Source organism: Caballeronia sp. M23-90, assembly GCF_053574605.1.
The window spans coordinates 1-6,403 of sequence record NZ_JBSIPA010000384.1; the positions used below are offsets into that span (position 1 = coordinate 1).

The 6,403-nt window shown below is 61.2% G+C and carries 5 protein-coding genes and 1 pseudogene; 4 read left to right on the forward strand and 2 right to left on the reverse strand.

Annotation, left to right across the window (positions count from 1 at the left end):
• Positions 1 to 121: 121 nt before the first annotated feature.
• Positions 122 to 580: pseudogene (locus ACRXB1_RS27565) on the reverse strand (3-hydroxybutyrate oligomer hydrolase family protein); the annotation flags it as partial.
• A gap of 292 nt (positions 581 to 872) precedes the next feature.
• Positions 873 to 1,235: a BON domain-containing protein gene (locus ACRXB1_RS27570; RefSeq protein ID WP_449493831.1), complete on the reverse strand. Its 363-nt coding sequence runs from the start codon at positions 1,233 to 1,235 to the stop codon at positions 873 to 875.
• Positions 1,236 to 1,950: 715 nt separating this feature from the next.
• Here ACRXB1_RS27570 and ACRXB1_RS27575 point away from each other — a divergent pair.
• From ACRXB1_RS27575 to ACRXB1_RS27590, 4 genes are all read left to right on the forward strand, one after another.
• On the forward strand, positions 1,951 to 3,411 hold the full coding sequence (locus ACRXB1_RS27575) for a TAXI family TRAP transporter solute-binding subunit (RefSeq protein ID WP_449493828.1): 1,461 nt from the start codon (positions 1,951 to 1,953) through the stop codon (positions 3,409 to 3,411).
• A gap of 99 nt (positions 3,412 to 3,510) precedes the next feature.
• Complete coding sequence (locus tag ACRXB1_RS27580; protein WP_375508438.1) at positions 3,511 to 4,161, forward strand: 2-hydroxychromene-2-carboxylate isomerase; 651 nt, start codon at positions 3,511 to 3,513, stop codon at positions 4,159 to 4,161.
• A gap of 154 nt (positions 4,162 to 4,315) precedes the next feature.
• Positions 4,316 to 5,278 (forward strand): LysR family transcriptional regulator, encoded by a 963-nt coding sequence (locus tag ACRXB1_RS27585; RefSeq protein WP_449493829.1) that lies wholly within the window; start codon positions 4,316 to 4,318, stop codon positions 5,276 to 5,278.
• Between the two features lie 201 nt (positions 5,279 to 5,479).
• On the forward strand, positions 5,480 to 6,403 hold a 924-nt coding region (locus tag ACRXB1_RS27590), incomplete at its 3' end, for an MFS transporter (protein ID WP_449493830.1).

The following is a 6,403-nucleotide window of genomic DNA, read 5'->3' on the forward strand; positions in this document are numbered from 1 at the left end:
CAGTTGCCCTTGTCCGGGTCGCTGAACAGCGTCAATCCGTGCGCTTCCTGTGGCGTGAGTTTGTCCTTGCCGTCGAGCACGCGGTCGAACTTGCTGGAGTACGGCGCGAACGTCGGATCGTTGAACTTGGAATCTGGACGAGGAGGCTCACGTTCTTCTTGCCGCTGCCATCGTCGGCGTACGCGAGATATTCCTTGCCGGCGATCTTGCCTTCGCCGAGGGTATCGTTGCCGTTCAGATCGACATTCGGCCCCCAGAAACGGCCGTAGCCGCCGTTCGCGGACATGTCCACGAGCGCACGATAGTTCGAGTAAATCGCAAGCCGCCTGAGTTCGGCAGCAGTAGGCGAGGACGCGTTCGCAACCGAAGGCGCACTCGCCGATGCCAGCCCGCTCTTGCCCAGCCCGGCGGTCAGGAGGTCGTCCGTGTTGCCGTCGTAAATTTGCGTGCGCACGCTGCCCGAGATGAAGCTTGGCAGCGAATTGGTCTGCGAACCATTGTTGTCGTCGTTGCCGTGGCACGCCGTCAGGCCTGCGCCGACCAACGCGGCGAGCGTCATGGCTGCGGGGAATCGCTTCATGGTGTCTCCCTGAATTTTTATCGGTTTGAACGCGCCATACGCCGACCACGGACGCAACCAATATCAAGCGGGAGAGCAATCCGCAAGGTCCGCGCAAGGTCGGCGCAATGTCGTCACTGAACCATAAACCGACGCGGCGCCACTACCCGGCAATACCCGGACCACCAATACAAAACGGGTTCCGGCGCGCTAGGCGCCGGAACCCGTTCTTGAACCATTCGATTTCCGTCAAGCCGCGTCGTTACAAAGGACAGCGCCGCGGCTTTCCGAAAGCCCGTGGTTCAGGCCTGCATCACGAACCGTTTTGCGGTGCGAGCGAGAGTTTGTTCGATACCGATGTCACGCCGGCCACGCCCTTCGCGATTTCTTCAGCTTTCGGGATCTGCGCGCCGTCCGGCACCGAACCCGTCAGAACGACGGCACCGCCGCGTGCGCGTACGAAGATATTCGACACGTCGATGCCCTGTGCCTTGCCCAACGCACGGCGCACATCGAGACCGAGCTTACGGTCGGTCTTTTTGGTGGTCTTGGCCGTAGCCTTGGCGGTTGCCGCGTCCGTGGTGGCTGCGGCATCGCTTGATTGAGCATAGGCGCTCGATGCGACCGCGACGCACAGCACGACGCCCAGTGCCTTCAACATATCGACTGCTTTCATGGTTTCTCCTTTTGTTTCGCTTTTGGACTTCGCAAGTTGTACTTCTTTGTGCTTCTTTTGGACCGCATCAACCCAGCGGTTTACTACGACATCTTGCGGTTTGCCAGATGAACGACGACCTCGACGAGTCGACGCGAACGGACAAACCGGCGATGCTGGCGACACGGTGTTGCGAGAGACTGGCGAAAAAAAACGAATGTCCGGTGATTCTTGTACGGGTGTCATTGAGGATGTCACTCCGTTCTTTCGGGACACGCACTGCCGCACATCGTGCGACGCTTCCGGTTCTGCACGGAGCACTTGCTCCGAAATGCCGGTTGGCGGCGCGGATGCTGGTTCTGCGGCGGCGAACGTCAATTTAATCCAGCCTTGCCAGAAGCGCAAAGCATTTAACACGATGACGCGCATCCGTGCGTTTATCGCGAGACCGGACATGGAAACTGACGCTCGATGACCACGGCTTAGGGCGTGCCCCTGATTTCGGCGGGTTGGCGTTCATGTACCATCGGCGACGTTTCGGACGGTTGAATCATCCGCCAAGCGCGGCGGTTGGCCTGTTTAGTGAACGAGGGTTTTCCCTTTTATAGTCTGCTTTTCTTCGCTTCAAAGATCCGCGGCTGCAATGTTTCATGGTGCCAACGCGAGTCCAGTCTCAAGTCCTGCCCCAAGTCCTGCATCAAGTCCTGCATCAAGTCCTGCCTTAGCAAACTCGACAATGATCCAACCTCCCGATCAGAAACCTTCTCCCTCGGACAATCCGCAAAAGCCGCGCGCACGGCGCATTGCGCCTTCCATGGCGCGTTTTGTCGCAATCTCTTGGCGCGATCTTGCGATCTCGTTCGGCCCGATCCTCTTGATCAGCGCGGCTGCCATCTATCTCGCCGTGCGCCTGATCCAGCCCGCGCCGCCCAATACGCTGACCATGTCCGCGGGCACGAAGGGCAGTTCGTTCTGGAACAACGCTCAGCAATACAAGAAGATTCTCGCGCGCAACGGCATCACGCTGAACGTGCTGGAGTCGCAAGGTTCGCTCGATAACCTGCAGAAGCTCGAAGACCCGAACGCCAAGGTCGATGTCGGTTTCGTGCAGGGCGGAATGTCGGCGGCGGCCGCCATTGTCCCGGGAAGTGCACCGGCCACATCCGATAAACACGACGACCTGGTTTCCCTCGGCAGCGTGGCTTACGTGCCGTTGGCGGTGTTTTATCGCGGGCCAATGTTGACGCGGCTGTCCGAGCTGAAAGGCAAGCGCCTTGCAATCAGCACCGAAGGCAGCGGCACACGCGCGCTGGCGCTAGCGATCCTGAAGGCGAACGGCATCGAGCCTGGCGGCAATACCGAACTGTTGCCGCTCGCGGGCGACGCCGCCGCCGAAGCGCTGTCGAACGGCAGTATCGACGCCGCGTTTCTCACCGGCGACTCCGCCCAGCCGCCGACCATGGGCAAGCTCTACAGGACGCCCGGCATCCGCTTCTTCGATTTCACCCAGGCCGATGCCTACGCCCGCCGCTTTCCATACCTGACCGTCCTGAACCTGCCGATGGGCGCCTTCGATCTCGCCAAGAACCTGCCCGAGCATCGCATCCGCCTGATCGCACCCACGGCCGAACTCATCGCGCGGGAGGGTTTGCATCCGGCGCTCTCCGACCTGTTGATCGAAGCCGCGAAGGAGGTCCACGGCCGCGCGAACCTGATGCAGTCGGCCAACGAATTCCCCGCGCCGCTCGCGCACGAATTTCGCATCAGCGACGACGCCGAGCGTTATTACAAATCGGGCAAGGGCTTCTTGTACCGAACCCTGCCGTTCTGGATCGCGAGCCTGGCGGACCGGGTGATCGTGCTGCTGGTGCCGATCATCGTGGTGCTGATTCCGGGCTTCCGGCTGGTGCCGGGGCTTTACCGGTGGCGCGTGAGATCGCGCATCTACAAGATCTATGGCGCGTTAATTGCAATCGAACGTGAGGCGATGACCGACCCGGACACCGTCCAGCGCGAAGCGCTGATCGATCGGCTGGACGATATCGAGGCGAAGGTGAACCAGATGAAAATGCCGCTCGCTTATGCCGACCAGTTCTATGTGCTGCGGGAACATATCGGCTTCGTGCGGCAGCGTTTGACCCTCGCCCAGAGCGTCGCGCTCGACGCGCAGGCAGACAGCGTTCAGCACACCACGTAATATCGAAAGCTGAAACGACGGTAACCTGATTTACGGGCGCCGCGTAATGAGCGTCATGAAGTGCATCACGAGGGGCATCGAAATGCCAGGGAGATTCAAATGAGCGCTTCGCCTTCCACCGATCCGCGCCAGCCGTACTTTTTTTTCGACTTCAATTCTCCCTTTTCATATTTGCTGCTGGAACAGCATGAAAAGTGGCCGAACATGCCGTTCGAGGTGTTGCCGATCGATTACCTGTTGCTGCTCAAGCACTGGGGCCAGCCCATGCCGGGGTCGATTCCGCCCAAGCGTGTATTCATGTACCGCTACGCGCTGTTCCGTGCCGAGCAACTGGGCATTCCTTTCAAGATGCCGCCGTCGCATCCGTTCGACTCGTCCAAGGCGCTGCGGCTCGCGGTGGCTTCTGGCGGGGAAGTCGGCTGCATCCGCGAGATTTTCCGGTTCATCTGGAAACAGGGTCGCGATCCATCGACGGAAGAAGGGTTCGACGATCTCTGCCGCCATGTCGGTTTGCCCGACGGTGCCAAGATGATCGAGCTAGAGGACGTCAAGGCGACGCTGCAGGCGAATGTCGAGCGCGCGATCGAACTCGGGGTATTTGGCGTGCCGACCTTCGTGGTGAACCAGCAATTGTTCTGGGGCGAAGACACCTTGCCCATGGTCCTTTACGTGGCCCGGTCGCCGAACTGGCTCGAAGCGGCCGAAGTCCAGCGGATCAGCAACCTGCCGAGGATGGCGCCGCAGATGTAACAGCGCGGCGGAGCTGAAGCGCGACGGCGGCCGTTCCTATGCCGCGCATAGCGGCCACGCTATGGCGTGCGGGATCGGGCGGGCTTAACGTAACGGCTCCGGCGTGCATCGCCATGGTTTTCTGTGTAGCGCCCGCCCGAAAAACGCCTTGCCCATGAACGATCCCGCCGACTCCGAAGATTCAAGCTCGACCGATTCCCTCGATATCTGGCTGATCCGCGTCCTGCAAACGCTTCTGACCGAGCGCAGCGTCACGCAAGCGGCGATGCGCCTGAGCCAGACGCAGCCGGCCATCAGCACCGCTTTGCGGCGTCTGCGCGACCTGCTCGGCGATCCGATCCTCGTGCGCGGCAAGCAAGGCATGGTGCCGACCGAATATGGTGCGTCGCTGCTGCCGGCCACGCAGCGCGCGCTGCGAGAAGTCGAATTCGTCGCCACGCCGCACGGCATCTTCGATCCCGCCACGTCCCGCCGAACCTTCCGCGTGGCTGCGCCGGATTACCTGAACGACTTTTTCATGCCGACGATGATCCGCGCCTTCCGCGCCGCGGCGCCCAATGCGCGGCTGGAAATCGAATCGCTGAGTCCGACGCTGGATCACGAAGCCGCGCTCGATGACGGCGATCTCGATCTGGTCGTCGGCAACTGGGGAAATCCGGAACCGCGGTTCGAGCGCCGCGAATTGTTCACGGATCACTTCGTCTGCCTCATGCGCCGCGGCCATCCGCTAGCGCGGGAACCGCTCACAGCCTCGCGATATGCGCTGGCCGCGCACCTCGCGCCGACGGCCTATAGCGGGGCGAAACGCCATCCTATCGATATAGGTCTTGAGAGCGCCGGCATCAAGCGGCGCATTGTCGCCACCCTTCCCTACTTTGGCCTCGTGCCGCAGACGCTGCTGCAATCGGACCTGATCTTCACCGCCACGCGCCGCTTTGCGCTGCATTACGCTGCGCTTTTGCCGCTGGTGGTGATGGAATCGCCGATCGAGTTTCCACCCATCGAAAGCTATCTGATGTGTCTGCCCGAAGTCAGCCGTCCGACCGATCTGGCATGGCTCCAAGCGCTGATGAGCGACGTCTCCCGGGATCTCACCGGACAGCCTCCACGCAAATAGAACCGGTAAGAATGCCGGTTTTGGACGACGATTCCATTTTTCCGAAAATTTTCAGTCAAATCCGAAATTACTGCAATCCATTGTGAGACGGGGCTTCCGGGGTCTTAAGCGGTCGTAGAAATACTATTTACGTCGCACGGCGTGCCCGAACCTATGGGAAAATCACGCTTCTTCAGTAAGATCAACCCCGCACTTACCCCAATGTCCACCGAAGCCCCGCTGTCCCGCCGCGCCGATTTCGCCATTACCGGGCGGATTGTCGCCGTCGTCGCTTTTACGTTCATTTGCTACCTGACCATCGGCATTCCGCTCGCAGTGCTGCCGGGTTTCGTGCATCTGAATCTCGAATATGGTTCGGTGATGGCAGGCGTGGCGATCAGCGTGCAGTACTTCGCGACGCTGGCATCGCGGCCACTCGCCGGGCGCGCCGCCGACAGCATCGGTCCGAAGCAAACCGTGTTGCGCGGACTGACCGCCTGTGGAATCAGCGGCGTGCTGTTGCTGTGCACGGCGCTCGCCGAGCAATGGCATTCGGTGAGCCTCGCTCTGCTGATCGTAAGCCGGCTGGTGCTTGGATTTGGCGAGAGTCTCGTCGGCACGGGCGCGATCACGTGGGGTATCGGACGGGTCGGGCCCAATCAGAGCGGACGCGTGATCTCGTGGAACGGCATCGCCACTTATGGCGCGCTCGCGCTTGGTGCGCCGCTGGGCGTGGCGATGGAGCACACGCTCGGGTTTGCATCGCTCGGAACGTTCGTGATCGCGCTCGGCGGCCTCGGCTACTGGCTCGCCACGCGCATGGGTTCCGTGCCGGTGGTTCACGGCGAGCGCATGTCTTACCGGAGCGTGTTCTTCCGCGTGTTGCCGCACGGCATGGGGCTCGCGCTGGGATCGGCGGGATTCGGGTCCATCGCCACGTTCATCACCCTTTTCTACGCTGCGCATAACTGGCCGAACGCCGCGCTTTCGTTGACTGTGTTCGGCACGATGTTCGTCGGCGCGCGGTTGCTGTTCGCGAACACCATCAAGGTCTTCGGTGGCTTTCGCGTTGCGATCGTGTCGTTCGCGTTCGAGTGCGTGGGCCTGCTCATGCTCTGGCTTGCCGCCGATCCGCCCTTTGCGCTA

Excerpts from the sequence above, each read along its gene's own strand:
- ACRXB1_RS27570 (WP_449493831.1), bottom strand. The coding sequence starts at position 1,235 with ATGAAAGCAGTCGATATGTTGAAGGCACTGGGCGTCGTGCTGTGCGTC.
- ACRXB1_RS27575 (WP_449493828.1), top strand. The coding sequence starts at position 1,951 with ATGATCCAACCTCCCGATCAGAAACCTTCTCCCTCGGACAATCCGCAA.
- ACRXB1_RS27580 (WP_375508438.1), top strand. The coding sequence starts at position 3,511 with ATGAGCGCTTCGCCTTCCACCGATCCGCGCCAGCCGTACTTTTTTTTC.
- ACRXB1_RS27585 (WP_449493829.1), top strand. The coding sequence starts at position 4,316 with ATGAACGATCCCGCCGACTCCGAAGATTCAAGCTCGACCGATTCCCTC.